This is a genomic window from Massilia sp. CCM 8734, from assembly GCF_011682155.1.
Classification (GTDB): domain Bacteria; phylum Pseudomonadota; class Gammaproteobacteria; order Burkholderiales; family Burkholderiaceae_D; genus Telluria_A; species Telluria_A rubra.
The window spans coordinates 92294-110418 of the sequence record NZ_WHJI01000025.1 but is presented as its reverse complement, the minus strand read 5'-3'; the positions used below and the strand labels follow the sequence as shown (position 1 = coordinate 110418).

Below are 18125 nucleotides of genomic sequence, written 5' to 3'. Positions count from 1 at the left end.
TCAGTACTTGCTGCCGCTTCCGAAACGTCGGACGGATGTGATGCTGCTGTCATGTTCAATTCCATATGTGTGCCAACTTCCTTAATTAGACTGATGAAGTTGTCTCACAACAGTTTGACACAGGGGGCGGCATGACATGAAGTTGGTGGAGCAGACACTCGATCAGCTCATGGTTGAACGTCCCGAACCTTCAGCTGACAGGCCTCAGCACTTGTGCATGGATAAAGGGTATGACTATGACAGCATGCGGGATTTGATCGCGCGATCAGGATTTGTCGCTCATATCAAGTCGCGCGGACAAGAGGCCGCCGGCAAGCATCATAGCGGCGCAAAAGCGCGCCGCTGGGTAGTCGAACGCACACATAGCTGGATGAATCGATTTCGACGGCTGCTCGTCCGCTGGGAAAAGAAGCGGGAAACTTATCTAGCCATGTTGCACTTTGCCTTGGGCATCATTTGCTGGCGTGCCGCTTACCAATAAGAATAGGCTCTTAGCACTTGCTCGTGGACGCGGGAGTTCGCTCGCCTTCCCCGCCTTGCCAAAGCCATGCCCTTGCTGGCCATGATCGGCACGTTCGCTACCGGTGATACACTTTCCCAGGCAATTGATACGCCTGCCGCCGCACGCAGCGCCGCCCAGTGGCAGCGTACCGCCATCGACGATATTGAAGCCGCATATCGCATCACATTGGAAAATCACCCTGGCACTTACGACACCGCAAACCCCGGCTTCCGCAACAATCTCGCCGTGGCCAGGGAGCAGGGATTGGCCCTTGCAGCCAAGGTCACTAATGGTGCACCTTCCGTCCCTGGCTTTGCTCGGGCCGGTGGAAAAATCAACCTGCACCGAATTCGATATTCTCTGCGACAGGCGATGATGGCGGCGCCGGGCGCATTGCGCCACGCGTGTGCCGTGTTGCCCTGCACGCGCCAGGTTGACGCACGCATGGCGCAATGCGGCCGTTGGCCTTTTACGCCCTGCACGCCTGTTGGTGTTGTTGTGCTGCTGATAGCGCAGCTTAGGAAAACAAATCCAGCTGGCCGGTGGCGTTGCCGCATTGTTTGGGCTTGGCCGGGGGAACGACGAACGGCTTCTTGAAGCGTGACGTGTCCAGCTCGCCAAACCGCCCGCTGGTCAGGTTCATGCCCAGCCGCTCCACCGCCTTGACGAAACGCTGGCGTATCAGATCGGCCCAGACGCCCTCCCCGTGCATGCGCTTGCTGAAGTCGCTGTCGTAGTCTTTGCCGCCGCGCATCTCGCGCACCCGGTTCATCACCCGCTGCGCCCGCTCGGGAAAGTGTGCCTGCAGCCATTCCTGGAACAGGGGATTGACTTCCAATGGCAGCCGCAGCACGACGTAGTGCGCGCTCACGGCCCCGGCGTCGCGCGCCGCCTCCAGCACCCGTTCGAGCTCGGGCTCGGTGACGAAGGGAATCACCGGCGCCACGCTGACCCGCACCGGGATACCAGCGTCGGTCAGGCGCCGGATCGTGCGCAAACGCCGCGCCGGCGCCGCCGCGCGCGGCTCGAGCGTGCGCGAGATGGCAGGGTCGAGCGTGGTGATCGTGACCGCCGCAATCGCCTGGTTCCTGGCCGCCATGGCCCCGATCAGGTCGATGTCGCGCTCGATCAGCGAGGACTTGCTGATCAGCGCGACCGGATGCTCGCAGTCGTGCAGCACTTCCAGCACGCGGCGGGTGATGCCCAGCCCACGCTCGCACGGCTGGTAGGCGTCGGTGTTGACGCCGAGCGCGATCGGCTCCGGCACGTAGGACGGCCTGGCCAGCTCGCGCCGCAGCAACTCGGGCGCGTTGACCTTGGCGAACAGGCGGCTTTCGAAGTCCAGCCCCGGCGACAGGCCAAGGTAGCTGTGGGTCGGCCGCGCAAAGCAGTAAATGCAGCCGTGCTCGCACCCGCGATAGGGATTGAGCGACACATTGAAGGGAATATCGGGCGAGGTATTGCGGCTCAGGATGGTCTTGGCGAATTCGTCGGTGACCTGGGTGCGGAACGGCGCCGGCGCGTCGTCCTCGTCGTCGGCATGCACCCAGCCGTCGTCAAACCGCTCGCGCGCATTGACCTCGTAGCGGCCCTGCAGGTTGGTGACGGCGCCGCGCCCCTTTTGCGCCGCCAGCGGGCGCGGCGGGAGCATGACGCTTTCTTCAAAGTCTTTGTCGCGATCGGTCACCGCAGCACCCATTTAACTGTATAAACATACAGTATTCTACGCGGGTGATGCCGCGCTTTCAAGCAGCGTTCAAAGCCGGCCTTGATGCAGCACAAACGTGTCGATCAAGTCATCGAAAGCGCGGCTCAGCGGCAGGAACTTATCGTGGTCGCCGTCGATCTCACCCAATGCGTGACAAGTCGCTTCCAGGGTCGAGAGCTGGTCAGGCGCGTGCGCCTTGCGAATGCGGTAATGCGAGGGCGGCATGTCGCTCAGCGGCAGGCGTGGCAAGGCATGCAGCAGGGGATTAAGGTACAGCATCTTGCGGCTTTTGCGCCAGGTGCCGTCGAGCACGACGAGCAGCAGTTTGCCAGGCGCGCCCAACAGCCCAAGCGGCGGCGTTGGCATGCCCAGCGAGCGGTCGTCCGGCGTGTCGGGATAGAGCAATACAGCCTGCCGGCCTTCCACGTCCAGCAGCGCGGACAGTTGCGCCGGGTCGAATACCTCGCCAGCGACCAGCGTGCTGCCGGCCACGCTCAGGTGCAGCAGGCGCGCACTGCCCTTGGCGTTGCTCACTTCCAGCGGGTGCTGCAGGATCAGCAAGCGCACATCGCTGGCGACCGGACGAATCCAGCGGCAGATGCACGCCGCCGCCGGTCGCGCGCATAGGGCGCACACGCTACGCCGTGCCGGTGCGGCTTGCCCCTGCGCAGTCATGGGCGCGGCTTGCGCCGGCTGTGCCGCGTGTGCGGCTGGCCCGTGCACAGTCATGGACCCGGCTTGCCCCGGCTGAAGCACATGTGCGGCCTGCCCCTGCGCAGGCACCGGCGCGGCCATCGGGCCAGCGGCGCCGCGTCGTCGCGAACCGACGCTCACCGGACCACCAGCGCCAGCGCGCGCCGCCCGCCCGTCAGCTGGCCGAGCTTGAACACGCCGACCACCTGCGACAGTTGCGCCGCCTGGTCCTGCATCGCCGCCGCCGCCGCGGCCTGCTCGACCAGCGCCGCGTTTTGCTGGGTCACCTGGTCCATCTGGGTCACCGCCAGGTTGAGCTGTTCAATGCCGTCGCGCTGCTCGTCGCTGGCGCTGGTAATGTCGTTCATGATGCGCGTCACGCGGTTGATGCTGGTAAGCACTTCGCCCATCGTCTTGCCGGCCTGGTCCACCAAACGCGTGCCGTTGTCGACCTTGCTGACCGAGTCGCTGATCAATTGCTTGATCTCTTTCGCGGCCGCCGCCGAACGTTGCGCCAGGGTGCGCGCGGCGTTCACTTCAATCACCTTGGCCCACCCGTCGATCAGGCGCTCGTTGCGCACGGTGTCTTTCACCATGTTGTCGGTCATCACGCTGGCCTGCTGCATGCGCCATACCCCGATGCCGGTCAGGGCCACCAGGAACAACAGAACGAGGGCGAAACCGAGCGTCAGGCGGGTTCCGATACTGAGATTTTTCATGAGGGCGAAGGGCGCGGGGCCTGGATTTGACGGCGTGCTAATGCTAACACCGGCGATCTGGTATTGCGAGAACAATTTTCCCATAGGAAATATTTCTCTGTCAGCTACCATGCGAGCGCCAGCCTGCAGCGTCGCTGAAACGCCACATTCCCTTGCGACAAAGACCCCGTTTGCACGATCGACATGAGCAAGGAGGCAAGGAAGCGTGCATCCAGTAGCTTTTTTTCACGCGTACTGCGCTGAATTGACATTCCGGTATTGCTCCTGAAAAACTCCCTGCATAGAATCGAATCATTCCTTTCGGCAATTCCATTCATCGGGAGCCCATCATCGCTACCGTTTTTCCGCCAGTCCGGCGCGCATGCCGGATGCTGTTCGCCGCCCTGGTGACCGGCCTGAGCCTGCTCCCCTCGATAGCGGTCGAGCAAGAATTGCCGGTCGACTTTCGCCTCAATGAAACCGTGATCGCCATTCCCGCCGGTCCCGGCAAGCAGTCGGTGCTGCAGGCCACGCTGTTCCGGCCGAACGGCGCCGGCCCGTTTCCCCTGCTGATCATCAACCATGGCAAGGAATCGGGCGACCCGCGCAAGCAGCCGCGCGAGCGCTTCATTTTCATGGCCACCGCGTTTGTCAAGCGCGGCTACGCGGTGCTGGTGCCGATGCGGCGCGGGTTTGCCGACTCCAGCGGCGCCTACGCCGACCACGGCTGCAACATGACGGCCAACGGCTACGCCCAGGCCAGCGACGTGCAGGACACCATCGAATTCGCGCGCCGGCAGCGCTGGGCCGATCCCGAGCGCATCGTGGTGGCCGGCCAATCGTATGGCGGCCTGGCCACGATCGCCCTCGGCACGCGCGCCGTTCCCGGCGTGCGCGGCCTGATCAACTTCGCCGGCGGGCTGCGCGACGATGGCGAGCGCTGCGACTGGCGCGCGCAACTGGTGCAAGCGTTTGCCAACTACGGCGCGGCCAACAAGATTCCCAGCCTGTGGATGTACGGCGTGAACGATTCGCTGTTCGGACCGGACCTGGTGGCGCGCATGCACGCCGCTTTCGAGCGCGCCGGCGGCAGCGCGCGCCTGGTCGAATTCGGCGCCTTCAAGCGCGACGCGCACGGCATGGTCGCCAGCCGCGACGGCGCCCGCATCTGGTGGCGCGAGACCGCACGTTTTCTTGAGCAAATCGGCATGCCGACCCGCGAAACCGTGGCCGTGGCCGACGCCCCCAGCGTGCCGCGCACCGACTTCGCCCGCGTCGACGACATCGACGCCGTCCCCTACCTGGGCGAGAACGGGCGCGCCGCTTACCGCGAGTATCTGCACAAGCTCACGCCGCGCGCGTTTGCCGTCTCGCCCAGCGGCGCCTGGTGCTGGGCCGAGGAAGGCGAAGACCCGCACGCGCGCGCACTGGCCGCCTGCGCGCGCAGCAGCGGCCAGCCATGCCAGTTGTATTCGGTCGATGATTACGTGGTGTGGCAAGACAAGCTGGCCGCCAGCGCCGGCACCGCCACTGGCGGCGCAGGGACCGGCAGCCTCTGATTTAACGTCTTGGCAACACCGCAAAAAAGCGGGCGCGCGCGCGCATAAAATGCCTATACAATGTGCCGACACTGTTTCTCGCCAGGAGAAATTCTTATGTTGCCACGCACCTTACGCACCCTACGCGCCGTCCTCGCCCCCGCCCTGTTCCTGTCCTGCGCCTTCCAAGCGGCCTCAGCCGCAAACAACTATCCGATCGTACTGGTCCACGGCTTTCTCGGTTTCGGCCCGGAGCAGTACACGCGCACCGGTTTCAAATACTGGGGCGGCTTCGACGATATTGTCGGCCACATGCGCGCCCACCAAGGCCAGCACCAGGTCTGGGCCGCCTCGGTCGGCGCGATCAGTTCCAACTGGGACCGCGCGGCCGAACTGTACTATCAGATCAAAGGGGGTTGCGTCGATTACGGCACCACCCACACAGGCAATGCGGCCAGGTTCGGCGCGCTGCGCCAGCCCGCCGGCAAATGCTGGGCCGCCAATCCGGCAGATAATCCCAACGGCTATCCGGCCGCGCTGTATCCGGCCTGGGACGCGCGCCACCCGATCCACCTGGTCGGCCACAGCCAGGGTGGGCAAACCATCCGCGCCCTGATCGAACTGCTGGAGAATGGTTCGCCGAATGGGGACGAAGGCGGCGCCGAACTGTACCAGGGCGGCAAGCGCGGCTGGGTCGTCAGCGCCACCACCATCGCCTCGCCCAACGACGGCACCAGTCTGCGCGACGCCATGGGCGAAACCGGCGCGGCGCTCACCCAACTGGCCGCCGGCATCGCCACCATCGCCAACGGCGGCGATGTCACGCAACCGGCGGCCGACCTCGGGCTGGAACAGTTCGGCCTGCGCAGCGGCGCGGCTGAGCCGTCGGCGGCCTACCGCCAGCGCGTGATGGCCGCGCCCTTCTGGGACCAGGACAACTTCGATTCGGCCCAGGCCGAAATGACGCCCGACGGCGCGCGCACCTTCAATGCCTGGGCCAAGACCTCGCCCTCGGTGTATTACTTCTCGATGAGCAACCAGGCGACCGAAGCCGGCAGCCCGTGCTGCAACAACACCGACCGCCTGCTGTTCCCGCTCCAGAACCCGGCCTTCCAGTATCCGCGCGCCGACATGGCCTCGCTCACGCGCCCGTATGCCGGCGAGTGGGTGATTCCCTCGGCCGGGCGGCGCGGCATGGGCTCGTACACGATGGCCGGATTCGGGCGGGTGCCGGTCGACGCCAGCTGGTTCGCCAACGATGGCGTGGTCAACACGGTCAGCATGCGCGCCCCGTCCGGGCATCCGGTGCGCGACTATAACGGCACGCCGGTGCGCGGCAGCTGGAACTTCCTGCAAAACTACAAAGGCTACGACCACTTCGACATGGTCGGCTGGCCCAAGTCGGGGCCGCGCGTGTATCCGATCTACGATGCGGTGGCGGCCATCTTGTACGGACTATGAGGCCGCCAGCGTGCTTTCCCACGCCTGCAACTGCGCCACGGTGGCGGTCACGCCGCCGCACACGATCACCAGCAGGTTCTTGAAACCGGCCAGTTCGGGGCGGCCGGCGTAGACTACCGCCAGCGAGGCGCCGCAGGCCGGTTCCACCACCAGCCGGTGGTCGTCCATGAAGCGGATGCAGGCCGCCACCGCCGCCTGATCGGTCACCACCATGCTGCTCATCGGATGCACGTGGGTCCAGTCGAACGCCGCCTGCGACACCTGGCGCGCGCCGAGCGAGGTGGCGATGCTGGCGATGCGCGGCAGTTCGATGCGGCGGTCGGCCTCGATCGACTGCGCCAGCGAATCGGCGCCGTCGGTCTCGACGGCGAACACCGGCACCGTGTCCCAGCCATTGCGGCGCAGGCCTTCGATCACGCCGCACATCAGGCCGCCTCCGCCGACCGACAGCACCACCGCGTCGGGAATCACGCCGGCATGCGCCACTTCATCGATCATGGTGGCGTGCCCGGTCCACAACAGCGGATCGTCGAAGGCGTGGATGAAGGCGTCGTGCTCGCCCACCATCGACAGCGCCAGCGCGTTCGCTTCGGAAAACGAGGCGCCGTGCACGATCACCTCGGCCTGCTCGCGCCGCATCAGTTCGCGCGCGCGCTCGCTGGTCGTTTCGGGCGCCACCACCACCACCGGCACGCCCAGCTGGCGCCCGGCGTAGGCCGCGGCCAGGCCCGCATTGCCGCCCGACGAAGAGATGAAGCGTTTCGCTCCGCGCCGCGCGTACTCTTCGCAGGCGTGGCCGATGCCGCGCAGCTTGAACGAGCCGTTCGGCTGCAGCGCTTCCATCTTCAGCCAGACCGTCTGGCCGTTCTTGCCGCCCATGGCCGACGAGGCGAGCAGCGGTGTTTCGATATGTAGAGTCATGGTTGATTCAAGGTTCCGTGAAGTTGTATATCGGCGTCAAATACCGGCGTTAAAGTTGTTCCAGCCGCGCCCGCACTGACGCCGCCTGTTCGCCACAGGCCGCGCGCGCCGTCTCATCCATCTGGAACAGCGTACGGTACACCATGCCGAGGCGCTGGTTGCCCGACAGGCGGTTGGCATTGCGCTCGAAAAAATCCCAGTACAGCGCATTGAACGGACAGGCCGTCTCGCCCAGGCGCGCCTTTTTATCGTAGTGGCAGCCCTTGCAGTAGTCGCTCATGCGGTCGATGTAGGCGGCGCTCGAGACGTACGGCTTGGTCGCCAGCAGGCCGCCATCGGCAAACTGGCTCATGCCGATCGTGTTCGGCATTTCCACCCATTCGACAGCGTCGATATACACGCCAAGGTACCACTGGTGCAGCGCGTGCGGATCGAGTCCGGCCAGCAGGGAGAAATTCCCGGTGATCATCAGGCGCTGGATGTGGCGGGCATGCGCAGCGCCGAGCGACTGGCCGAGGGCGTGGCGCAGGCAGCGCATGTTCGTCTTGCCGTCCCAGAACCACGATGGCAGCGGCGTGTCGTGCCCGAACACTTTGTGCCGCTCGTACCCCGGCATGTTGGCCCAGTATACGCCGCGCACGTACTCGCGCCAGCCGAGGATCTGGCGGATGAAGCCTTCCACCGCGTGCAGCGGCGCGTGGCCGGCGCGCCAGGCGTCTTCGGCTTCGGCGATCACTTCGCGCGGGTGCAGCATCTTGGTGTTGAGGGCGAACGAAAGCATCGAATGAAACAGGCGCGTGGCGCCCGTGTGCATCGCATCCTGGTAGTGGCCGAAGAGCGGCCGGACGATGCGCACGCAATCGGGACGCCCGAAGCTGGCCACGCCGGCGGCCTCGATGCTGGCCCACAGCGCCGCATGATCGTGCTGCGCGCGTATCGAGCGGCTCGGGTGGCGTGCCGCGCCACGGCTTGCGGTTGTCGTGATCGAAGTTCCACTGGCCGCCGGCCGGCTTGCCGCCCGCGTCCACCAGCACCCCGTGCACCAGCCGCATCTGGCGGTAGAAATACTCCATCAGCCACTGCGCGCGGTTGGCGAAGATGCGGCCCGCCTCGTCGCGCGCGCTCAAGAAATGCTCGCTGCCGACCATCGCGCCGGGCACCGTCAGCTGCGCCGCGTAGTCGGCCAGTTGCGCGTCGAGCCGGTATTCGTCCGGCTCCTGGTATTCAAAGCCGCTGGCGCCGTAGCGGGCCAGCAGCGCGTCGATGTTGGCCGGGATCGATTGCAGGTTGGCGGCGTCGTCGATGCGCCGGTAATGCACGCGGTGGCCGGCTTGCCCGAGCTGCTGCGCCATGGCGCGCATGCCGGCAAAGATGGCGATGATCTTCTGCGCGTGGTGCCGCACGTAGTCGGTCTCCTGGCGCACTTCCATGAGCACGTAGAGCACGTCGGCGCACCCCTCGGCAAACCAGCTGTGCAGGGGGTTGAGCTGGTCGCCCAGGATCAGGCGCAGCGTCGTCGTCGATGGCGGCATGGATGGCAAGTGGGGCTCAAGCGGGTCCGGTAAGAGGACCCGAGTTTATCATGCGCCCGGACGCGCCGCGCGGGCCAGCAGCAGCGCCGCCAGCTCGGCCGAATCGACCGGCTTGACCAGGTGATGGTCGAAGCCCGCCGCCAAGGCCAGGCGCCGGTCCTGCTCCTGCCCGTAGCCGGTGACCGCGATCAGGGTCGCGCCGCGCAGGCCGTCGAGCGCGCGGATCGCGCGCGCCAGCTGGTAGCCATCCATCTCGGGCAAGCCGATATCGAGGATGCACACGTCGGGCTGGTGGCGCGCGGCGCTGGCCAGACCCGCGTGCGAGCCGTTCTCGGTGAGCACGTCGTAGCCCGACGCTTCGAGCAGCATCGAGAGCATCAGCGCGGCATCCGGATTATCGTCCACCACCAGCACGCGCAGGGGCCGCTGCGGCAGGCCGGCGCGCGCGGCGAGCGGGGCGTCCGGCGGCGCGTGGCCGGCCAGCAGCGGCAGGCGCACGGTCAGCTCGCTCCCCTTGCCAGCACCGGCGCTGGCGGCATCGACCTGGCCGCCATGCAGTTCGACCAGGCTGCGCACCACCGCCAGCCCCACGCCCAGGCCGCCCTGGGCGCGGTCGGCGCTGCGCTCGCCCTGGGTGAACAGCTCGAACACGCGCGGCAGCAGGTCCGCGCCCATGCCGATGCCGTCGTCGCGCACCGAGATCTCGACGTGCGCGCCGGCCAGCGCCAGCGTCAGGACGATGTTGCCGCCGTCGGGCGTGTACTTGGCGGCGTTATTGAGCAGGTTGGTGAGCACCTGCACCAGCCGCTTATGGTCGCCCATCACGTATGCCGGCTGCGCCGGCTGCATGACCGCCAGGCGGTGGCGGCGCGCCTCGATCAGCGGGCGCACCTGCTCGACCGCGTCGCCGATCATGCGCTTCATGTCGTGCGGCTGGCGGTCGGTCGAAATCAAGCCACGCGTGACGCGCGAAACGTCGATCAGGTCGTCCACCAGGCCGGTGATGTGGGCCGTCTGGCGGATGATGATGTCGCTCGTCGCGCGCAGGCGCGCGTCGTCCAGGCGCACGTGCTTGAGCAACTGCGCCGCCGAGCTGATCGGCGCGAGCGGATTGCGCAGCTCGTGCGAGAGCATCGCCAGGAATTCATCCTTGCGCCGGTGGGCGTCGCGCAGGTCTTCTTCGGCGCGCATGCGTTCGCTGATGTCGAGCGTGACGCCGCGCACCGCGAACGGCTTGCCGTCGGCGTCGCAGCGCACCTTGCCGCGGATATCGAGCCACAACATGCGGCCGTCGTCGGGCCGGCGAAAGCGCACGATCTCCTGGTAGCCGCTGCGGTCGGCGATGGCGCGCACACGCGCCGCATGCATGCGCTGGGCGTCGTCCGGATGGATCGATCCGGTCAGGGTGTCGATGTCCGCTTCGCGCTTGCCCAGCACCAGCTCCGCATTCTCGGAAAACACCATCTCGCGGGTGTCGATATGCCAGTCCCAGACCACCATGCGCGCCGCGTTCATGCCTTCGGAGAGGCGCTCGGCGCTGTCGGCGCTGGCCAGTTGCGCGGCGTGCGCTTCGCTCACGTCGTGGCCCTGCACGAAGATGCCGCTGACCCGGCCGTCCTTGTCGAACAGCGGCTGGTACAGCAGGTCGACATGGCTGTGCGTGACCGGCCCGTGCGCCAGGCGCTGCACCGCCACGCGCAGATTGCGTCCGACGAACGGCTTGCCGCTGCGGTACACTTGGTCGAGCAACTGTTCGTATCCCTGCCCGCGCACATCGGGCAGCGCTTCCCACACCGGCTTGCCGACCAGCTCACGGTGCCCAACGAGCTGGTAGTAAGCTTCGTTGACCATCTCGAATACATGCTGCTCGCCGGCCAGCACGGCGATGAAACCGGGCGCCTGGTTGAACAGGTCGCGCAGGTGGCCGCGCTCGACCATCAGGATGCGGTTCATCGCCTGGTGCATCCGGGCCTGGTTGAAGTGGTCCTCGGCTACCACCGGCCGCGTATCCGGGTCGACCGAGGCCAGGTGCGACTGGCGGTCGAAGCGGTACAACTCGGTCACATCGATGGCGTTTTGCGCCACGAAGGCCACCTCGCCGTCGGCCCCGTTGACCGGCGTGTGCACGGTGCTCCAGAAGCGCTCCTCGAAGCCGCCGCCGGCGGCCGGCACCGAATAGCGCAGGAAGGCCGTGCTATCGGGCTTGCCGCTGGCAATGGCCCGTTCGAGCGAGGAGCGCACCTCGGCGATGTTGGTCGAACCGGGATCGTCGGGATTTTCCGGAAAGGCATCGAATACATAGCGCCCCAGCAGCTCCTCGGCGCGGCGCCCGGTCGCGTGCAGGTAGGCATCGTTGGCGCCGATGATGTTCAGCGCCAGATCCATCAGCAGATACGGATACGGCGAGGCGCGAAACAGCGCCTGGTAATCAGGTTGTCGGGTCATGCACAATTGTCGCATGCGTGGTGACGCGTTCGCCCGCTTGCTGTTGCCAAACGACACAAAGGAAAACGCCGGTGAGCGGCGCTGGCGTGCGAGGCAATTAACAGTGATTAAAGTAAAATATTGCTTTTGAAATGCGGCGCCCGACCCCGTGCCCAGGAAGCTTTTATGAGCCAGGCAATCCCCCACAGTCCCGATCTCGACTTGTCCAGCTGCGACCAGGAACCGATCCGCTTCCCCGGCAGCATCCAGCCGCATGGCTTTTTGCTGGCGCTGTCGCCCACCTTGCAAGTGATCCAGGCCAGCGACAACCTCGACGCGATGATCGGGGTCGATTGCGAACGCGCCGTCGGCCAGGCCCTGGAAGCGGTGATCGGCGAGCAGGCCAGCCTGCAGCTTGGGCCCGAGATCGACGCCGCCGACATCGGCCAGCGCCCGCTCTACCTGTGCACCCTCGGCATCGGCCCAATGCGGCACTTCGACGTGCTGGCGCATTACTACGATGCGCTGCTGGTCCTCGAATTCGAATCGGTGGAGCGCGCCTCGGCCGCCGACTTTCGCCACCTGCACCGCCAGGTCGGCGAGTTCCTGCTGAAGGTGGGCGACAGCGCCGACACGCAGGCCATGAGCGCGCTGGCGGCCCAGGAAATCGGCCGCATCACCGGTTTCGGCCGGGTCATGGTGTACCAGTTCGACGAGGACGGCCACGGCCACGTGCTGGCCGAATGCCGCGCCGACGATTATCCGTCCTACCTGGGGCAGCGGTTCCCGGCGTCCGACATTCCGCGCCAGGCGCGCGAGCTGTACATGCTCAACCGCATCCGCCTGATCCAGGACGCCAACTACACGCCGGCGCGCCTGGTGCCGGCCTTGAACCCGATGACCGGCGCCGCCAACGACCTCTCGTTCGCGGCCCTGCGCAGCGTCTCGCCGATCCACCTGCAATACATGCGCAACATGGGCACGCTGGCGTCGATGTCGGTGTCGCTCATGGTCAAGGGCAAGCTGTGGGGACTGATTTCGTGCCACCATGCGACGCCCTGCCCGGTCGCTTTCGACAAGCGCACCGCCTGCGAGCAACTGGGCCAGATCCTGGCCATGTGCATTGAGTCGCGCGCGGACGCCAACGAACTGCAATTCCGGCTGGACGTACGCCGCGTCATGGTGTCGATGCTGGCCGGCCTGACCCAGGGCTCGGACTTCATCGACAACCTCGCCAGCGTGTTCCCGGCCCTGCTGCAGTTCGCGCGCGCCGGCGGCGCCGCCATCGTGTTCGAGGAGCGCCTGCTGACCTACGGCGACACGCCCGATGAAGAAGCGATCCGCGAGCTGGTCGTCTGGCTCGATGCGAACAACCACGACGACGTGTTCCATACCGACCGCCTGGCGGCGCAGTATCCAGCAGCGGCGGCCCTGGCCGGCAACTGTTCTGGCCTGCTGGCCATGCCGGTCTCGCGCATCCACAAGCACTACCTGCTGTGGTTCCGGCCCGAGGTGGTGCGCACCGTGGAATGGGCCGGCAACCCGCACCAGAAAGACGGGCAAGGCGCGGGGGGCGCGGCGCCAGTGACGCAACTGTCGCCGCGCACCAGCTTCGCCACCTGGCGCGAAACCATCACCGGCACCAGCGCGCCCTGGCACGGCGGCGAGATCGAACTGGCGCTCGAGTTCCGCACCGCGCTGCTGGGGATCGCGCTCGAACGCGCCGAGCAGATGGCCGAACTGGCCGAGGAACTGGGCCGCGCCAACAAGGAGCTCGAAGCGTTTTCGTATTCGGTCTCGCACGACCTGCGCGCGCCGCTGCGCCACATCGTCGGCTTTTCCGACCTGCTGCTGGAGCCGGCCGCCAGCGAGAACCTGGAAAAGCGCCAGCGCTTCCTGCGCAACATCAAGGATTCGGCGCGCCTGGCCGGCAAGCTGGTCGACGACCTGCTCAGTTTTTCGCAGATGGGCCGCGCCGCGCTGCGCCCGACCCTGGTCCAGATGGGCGAGCTGGTGCGCTCCTGTATCGACAAGCTGGCGCTCGACATCGGCCAGCGCCGCATCGACTGGGATATCGGTGCGCTGCCGGCGATGCGCGCCGACCCCACCTTCTTGCAGCTGGCGCTGTTCAACCTGCTGTCGAACGCGGTCAAGTTCACCAGCCAGAAAGAGCGCGCCATCATCACCGTCCGCGCCAGCGATGAAGGCGCCGAGTGGGTCATGTCGATCGCCGACAACGGCGCCGGTTTTCACATGGAGTACGTACACAAGCTGTTCGGCGTCTTCCAGCGCCTGCACCGGATGGAAGACTTCCAGGGCACCGGCATTGGCCTGGCCAATGTGCGCCGCATCATCGAACGTCACGGCGGGCGGGTGTGGGCCAGCGGCGTGCCGGGCGAAGGCGCCACGTTTTATTTCAGCATTCCCAAAGAACTCAATACTTAAGGTACGTAAGACATGTTAAAGCCCATCCTTCTGGTCGAAGATAATCCGCACGACCTGGAACTGACGCTGATCGCGCTGGAAAAGAGCCAACTGGCCAATGAAGTCATCATCGCGCGCGACGGCGCCGAGGCGCTCGATTACCTGATGTGCCGGGGCGAGCATGCGGCGCGCCAGGCCGGCAACCCGACCGTGGTGCTGCTCGACCTGAAACTGCCGAAAGTCGACGGCCTGGAAGTGCTCAGGGAGATCCGCAGCACGGCGCACCTGAAAAGCATTCCGGTGGTGATGCTCACCTCGTCGAAGGAAGAACAGGACCTGCTGCGCAGTTATGAACTGGGCGTCAATGCGTATGTGGTCAAGCCGGTCGACTTCGAGGAGTTCGTGCGGGCGATTGCCGACCTGGGGATTTTCTGGGCGGTGCTAAATGAACCGCCACCGGGCTCGCACCGCTACGTCAAGCCGTACTGAACGCGGCTCGTGCGCGGCCGGGCGTTCGCGCACACTCAGTGCGACGCCACCCCGGCCGGCTTGGACCGCCGCAGCAGATGCCGGATGCGCGCGCTGAGCACATCGGCGCTATACGGCTTTTGCAGCAGATTGACCTTGGCGTCGAGCTTGCCCTCATGCGCCAGCACACCCTCGGCATACCCCGACGTGAACAGCAACTGGGCCGATGGCAGCCTGGTGCGCACCACTTCGCTCAACTCCCGGCTGCTCAACTTGCCCGGCATGATCACATCCGAAAACACCAGGTCGATCTTGGCCCCCGAGTCGATCAGTTCCACGGCATGCGCCGCGTCTTGCGCCTCGAACACCTGGTAACCGAGCGCCGAGAGCAATTCGACGGTGCTGGTACGCACGTCTTGCTCATCTTCGACCACCAGGATCGTTTCCAAGCCGCCGAACAAGGGCGCCGGCACATGTTCCTCGGCGTCCTCCGGCTCGCTGGTGCTGCGTTGCAGGAAAATCTTGACGCTGGTGCCGGCGCCCGGTTCGCTTTTGAGCTCGATTTCACCGCCCGACTGCTTCACGAAGCCATACGCCATCGACAAGCCCAGCCCGGTTCCCTGCCCGGTCGGCTTGGTCGTGAAAAACGGCTCGAAGGCGCGCTGCAACACCGCTTCCGGCATGCCGCAGCCGGTATCGGCCACTTCCACCATCACATAGTCGCCCGAGGCCAGTTCCGACAGCATGCGCGAACCGAGCGGCACGTTGGCCGCGCGGATGGTCAAGGTGCCGCCATCGGCCATGGCGTCGCGCGCGTTGATGGCCAGGTTCAGGATCACATTGTTCAACTGGCTCGGATCGACCGTGGTGCTCCACAGCTTCTCTTCGATGTCGGTATTGATGACGGCGCGCGGGCCGAGCACGCGCCGCATCATTTCATCCATGTCGCGCAGCACCGCGCCGGGATTGACCACCACCGCCTGCAGCGGCTGGCGCCGCGCGAAGGCCAGCAGGTGGGCCGACAGCTTGGCGCCGCGCTCCACGCCGGCCAGCGCGATATCGATCCGGGTGCGCGCGCTCTCGCTCACGCCCCCGAGCAGCTTGAGCAACTGCAAATTGCCGCCGATGATCTGCAACACATTATTGAAGTCGTGCGCGACGCCGCCGGTCAACTGGCCGATCGCTTCCATTTTTTGCGCCTGGTGCAGGGCCGACTGGCTGGCGGCCAGTTCTTCCTGGCTGCGCCGCAGCGACACGAACGCTTCGTCGCGCTGCTTGCGGGCGATGTAGGCGGCGCTGTGGTAGCGCACGCGCGCGGCCAGTTCGCGCCCGTCCGGCCACTTGACCATGTAGTCGTTGGCGCCGGTGGCAAAAGCCCTGGCCTTGATCTCGGCGTCTTCTTCGGACGACAGCAAGATCACCGGCAGATGCTCGGTATCGCGGTGCTGGCGCAGCAGGCGGATCACGTCGAAACCATCGGCCCCCGGCATGCGCAGGTCGACCAGCACCACGGTCGCATCGACCTCCAGCGCCAGCTCGACGACGCGTTCGGACTGCGAGGCATAGCGCAGGGCCACGTCGGTACAAGCTTCGAGGCAATGCGCGATGAAGTCCTGGGCGAAGGGCTCATCGTCGATCAGCAGCACCGAACAGGGATAGGATTTGTCGTCGATCATGTATATTGCTAAAACATAAATTTCGTTCTATTTTACATGAGCGCAAGCTGTTTTGAATGCAACAGAATATCAACCGTGCGGGCCCGTCCGGGCGCCGCTTATTCCAGGCGCATGAGCAGCGGCTAGTGGTCCGGGCCGGCATTGTCGCAGGCAACCCGCAGCTCGGCCACGCGCGGCGCCAGGTCGGCGCCCACAAAGATAAAGTCGCAGGTAAACGGATCGGCCGGCCGGCCCGGATGGTCGTGCAGGCAGACCGTGGGCGCGTGCGCCTGGCCCGGATGGCGCAGGGGCCAGGCGTCGGCATAGGCCGGCGTGCCATCGTCGAACGGTGCTTGCAGGCAATGGTACTCCCAGGAGCCGGGCAGGAAGTTGCAATCGCCCGCCAGGATGGCCGCACGCGCGCGCGCGATGGCGGCGAACGGGCCGCCGGGCGCGCCGGCACGGGGGTTGGAGGCATGCGCCACCGCTTCGCGCTGCAACTCGCGCAGGCGCTGCACCTGGGCGCTGCGCTGCGGCCGCGAAAAATACTCGAGGTGGGTGGTGGTCACGCGGATCAGGCCGAGCGGCGTGTCGAGCGTGGCTTCCAGGGCGATGCGCTGCATGCTCATCACCGCCGGGTCAGGCGGCCAGGGCAAGGCGTGGCGCAGCACTTGCAGCACCGGATGGCGCGACAGGATCATGTTGCCGAACAGGCGGCGCGGGCCGTCGCCTTCTCCCGCCGTGTCGCACGCCAGGCCGACCACCGGCACGTAGCCCGGAAAATGGTGCGCCAGTAGCGCAAACTGGTTGGCGCCGTCGCAGCCGGGCATGTCGGTATAGCCGGACGATACTTCTTGCAGGCACAGCACATCGGCATCGGCCACCTGGCGCAGGCTTGCCGCCGTGTGCGCGATGTCGCACTCGCCGCTGGGTGTGCGTCCGCGCTGGATATTCCATGTAATCAGGTTCATGCCGCCCTCCTCCCTGTCGATCAAAGGTTCAGGCTAGCCGCGTGGCGGCGCGCGGGGATGATGCAGCTCAGGCGCGCGCGAGTTGGCGTTCCGGCCAGCTCATGCGGGCGGCCAGCGCGCAAATGAAGCGCTCGTCGTCGACGTGGAACAAGGCCGGGTCGAGCCGGTCCTGGGTGCCGACGAAGAACATCCAGCCCTTGATCTGGCTGTCTTGCCGGGCTTGCTCCACGGCTTCCGCGCGCGCCGCGTTGATTTCGTGCAGCAAGGTGTTGCGGCGCGCCGGGCTCCAGCCGGACCAGTCCACCCGCAAGCGGCACAGGGAGACGTGGCGGCGCGCGGCGCTGTCCCATTCGCCGGCGTTGAGGATCAGTTCGCAGTGCGACTCGCTGGTCGCCGGTTCTTCCTTCCAGCGGATCGGCGCATAGAACAGGTGGCGTGGATTGCTAAAGAAGGCCGGCTTTTTGTTGGGAATGAACCAGAACAGCTGGGCGTAGGTCTTGCCCCAGACGCCGGGAATCTCCAGCGGCAGGAATTCGCGGTCGTTGGGGAAATTGATGTAGGTGCGGCAGGCGGGGCGGATGGTCTTGATGGTGTGGCCGTGATGGCGCGCATGCACCGATGCCCGGGCGGCGGCGTGGACGGCGGCCAGGGTGCTGGAGGCGAACGAGGCCTTGAGCGGGCCGGCGGCGGCGCCGGCGGTGTCACTGTCCAGGATCAGCTTGCTGGGAAAGGGCATCGGAAAGCCGTCGCTGCTGCCGACCCGTTCTTTCTGCCCGCGGCTGACGATGCTGTGTTCGGCATCGACCGCGCAATCCGCCGCGTGCCGGTTGACCCGGCCGAGCGTGAAATACGGTCGGCGCTTGTTGACGGCCGCGTCGTACGAGGCCGGATAGACCTGGGTCGGACAGCCCCGGCAGATCCAGGCTTCCTTGTCGACCACGTCCAACTCCCATAATTCTTCAGCTTCGACCAGCTCGTCACTATGACGATTGCGCGCGACATCCATAAACAGACTCCGGGAAACGGTTCGAAGGGCCGATTATGCGCCGCCCCGCAGGCGCAAAGCTTGAGCCTGGCTAATCAAGGAGGGTGGCGTGCAAAAAGGCAACGCCTATGCATGCGCGCATCGA

At 66.0% G+C, this 18125-nt stretch carries 12 protein-coding genes and 3 pseudogenes; 6 read left to right on the top strand and 9 right to left on the bottom strand.

What is annotated here, in order from left to right; all coding sequences use genetic code 11:
* Positions 1–127: 127 nt before the first annotated feature.
* Both F2P46_RS21970 and F2P46_RS21965 read left to right on the top strand, forming a co-directional pair.
* Positions 128–481, top strand: a pseudogene (locus tag F2P46_RS21970) (IS5 family transposase); the annotation flags it as partial.
* Positions 482–553: 72 nt separating this feature from the next.
* Entirely contained in the window at positions 554–1099 is a 546-nt protein-coding gene (locus F2P46_RS21965; RefSeq protein WP_166894122.1) for a hypothetical protein, read from the top strand.
* Here the strand turns inward: F2P46_RS21965 and F2P46_RS21960 are convergent.
* The 3 genes and pseudogenes from F2P46_RS21960 to F2P46_RS37815 form a co-directional block, all read right to left on the bottom strand.
* On the bottom strand, positions 1020–2153 hold the full coding sequence (locus F2P46_RS21960; RefSeq protein WP_166894120.1) for a PA0069 family radical SAM protein: 1134 nt from the start codon (positions 2151–2153) through the stop codon (positions 1020–1022). The two genes, F2P46_RS21965 and F2P46_RS21960, sit on opposite strands and share 80 nt — an antisense overlap.
* A gap of 105 nt (positions 2154–2258) precedes the next feature.
* A complete protein-coding gene (locus F2P46_RS21955; protein ID WP_166894118.1) occupies positions 2259–2885 on the bottom strand; it encodes a tRNA-uridine aminocarboxypropyltransferase in 627 nt (208 codons plus the stop codon).
* A gap of 155 nt (positions 2886–3040) precedes the next feature.
* Positions 3041–3427: pseudogene (locus tag F2P46_RS37815) on the bottom strand (methyl-accepting chemotaxis protein); the annotation flags it as partial.
* 563 nt (positions 3428–3990) lie between these two features.
* Here F2P46_RS37815 and F2P46_RS21945 point away from each other — a divergent pair.
* Together F2P46_RS21945 and F2P46_RS21940 are read left to right on the top strand one after the other, a co-directional pair.
* Positions 3991–5160, top strand: coding sequence for a CocE/NonD family hydrolase (locus F2P46_RS21945; protein ID WP_166894114.1), 1170 nt, complete (start codon positions 3991–3993; stop codon positions 5158–5160).
* 96 nt (positions 5161–5256) lie between these two features.
* On the top strand, positions 5257–6600 hold the full coding sequence (locus tag F2P46_RS21940; RefSeq protein ID WP_166894112.1) for a hypothetical protein: 1344 nt from the start codon (positions 5257–5259) through the stop codon (positions 6598–6600).
* On the opposite strand, the gene F2P46_RS21935 is transcribed toward F2P46_RS21940, so the two are convergent.
* The 3 genes and pseudogenes from F2P46_RS21935 to F2P46_RS21925 all read right to left on the bottom strand — a co-directional run bounded on the left by F2P46_RS21935 (position 6595) and on the right by F2P46_RS21925 (position 11498).
* Positions 6595–7521, bottom strand: a complete 927-nt coding sequence (locus tag F2P46_RS21935) for a pyridoxal-phosphate dependent enzyme (RefSeq protein WP_166894110.1) — start codon at positions 7519–7521, stop codon at positions 6595–6597. The two genes, F2P46_RS21940 and F2P46_RS21935, sit on opposite strands and share 6 nt — an antisense overlap.
* 49 nt (positions 7522–7570) lie before the next feature.
* Positions 7571–9053: pseudogene (locus F2P46_RS21930) on the bottom strand (cryptochrome/photolyase family protein).
* Positions 9054–9101: 48 nt separating this feature from the next.
* Positions 9102–11498, bottom strand: a complete 2397-nt coding sequence (locus tag F2P46_RS21925; RefSeq protein ID WP_166894108.1) for an ATP-binding protein — start codon at positions 11496–11498, stop codon at positions 9102–9104.
* 165 nt (positions 11499–11663) lie between these two features.
* Between F2P46_RS21925 and F2P46_RS21920 the strand changes: the two genes are divergently transcribed.
* Both F2P46_RS21920 and F2P46_RS21915 read left to right on the top strand, forming a co-directional pair.
* Positions 11664–13922: an ATP-binding protein gene (locus F2P46_RS21920; RefSeq protein ID WP_166894106.1), complete on the top strand. Its 2259-nt coding sequence runs from the start codon at positions 11664–11666 to the stop codon at positions 13920–13922.
* Between the two features lie 12 nt (positions 13923–13934).
* Positions 13935–14390, top strand: a complete 456-nt coding sequence (locus F2P46_RS21915) for a response regulator (protein WP_166894104.1) — start codon at positions 13935–13937, stop codon at positions 14388–14390.
* 35 nt (positions 14391–14425) lie between these two features.
* On the opposite strand, the gene F2P46_RS21910 is transcribed toward F2P46_RS21915, so the two are convergent.
* From F2P46_RS21910 to F2P46_RS21900, 3 genes are all read right to left on the bottom strand, one after another.
* A complete protein-coding gene (locus F2P46_RS21910; protein WP_166894102.1) occupies positions 14426–16045 on the bottom strand; it encodes a response regulator in 1620 nt (539 codons plus the stop codon).
* A 122-nt stretch (positions 16046–16167) separates the two neighbouring features.
* Positions 16168–16995: an endonuclease/exonuclease/phosphatase family protein gene (locus F2P46_RS21905; RefSeq protein WP_166894100.1), complete on the bottom strand. Its 828-nt coding sequence runs from the start codon at positions 16993–16995 to the stop codon at positions 16168–16170.
* A 67-nt stretch (positions 16996–17062) separates the two neighbouring features.
* Positions 17063–18001, bottom strand: coding sequence for a hypothetical protein (locus F2P46_RS21900; protein ID WP_166894098.1), 939 nt, complete (start codon positions 17999–18001; stop codon positions 17063–17065).
* Between the last annotated feature and the right edge of the window lie 124 nt (positions 18002–18125).

Coding starts and splice junctions, on each gene's coding strand:
- F2P46_RS21960 (WP_166894120.1), bottom strand. CDS start 2,153: ATGCTCCCGCCGCGCCCGCTGGCGGCGCAAAAGGGGCGCGGCGCCGTC.
- F2P46_RS21955 (WP_166894118.1), bottom strand. CDS start 2,885: ATGACTGCGCAGGGGCAAGCCGCACCGGCACGGCGTAGCGTGTGCGCC.
- F2P46_RS21945 (WP_166894114.1), top strand. CDS start 3,991: ATGCTGTTCGCCGCCCTGGTGACCGGCCTGAGCCTGCTCCCCTCGATA.
- F2P46_RS21940 (WP_166894112.1), top strand. CDS start 5,257: ATGTTGCCACGCACCTTACGCACCCTACGCGCCGTCCTCGCCCCCGCC.
- F2P46_RS21935 (WP_166894110.1), bottom strand. CDS start 7,521: ATGACTCTACATATCGAAACACCGCTGCTCGCCTCGTCGGCCATGGGC.
- F2P46_RS21925 (WP_166894108.1), bottom strand. CDS start 11,498: ATGACCCGACAACCTGATTACCAGGCGCTGTTTCGCGCCTCGCCGTAT.
- F2P46_RS21920 (WP_166894106.1), top strand. CDS start 11,664: ATGAGCCAGGCAATCCCCCACAGTCCCGATCTCGACTTGTCCAGCTGC.
- F2P46_RS21915 (WP_166894104.1), top strand. CDS start 13,935: ATGTTAAAGCCCATCCTTCTGGTCGAAGATAATCCGCACGACCTGGAA.
- F2P46_RS21910 (WP_166894102.1), bottom strand. CDS start 16,045: ATGATCGACGACAAATCCTATCCCTGTTCGGTGCTGCTGATCGACGAT.
- F2P46_RS21905 (WP_166894100.1), bottom strand. CDS start 16,995: ATGAACCTGATTACATGGAATATCCAGCGCGGACGCACACCCAGCGGC.
- F2P46_RS21900 (WP_166894098.1), bottom strand. CDS start 18,001: ATGGATGTCGCGCGCAATCGTCATAGTGACGAGCTGGTCGAAGCTGAA.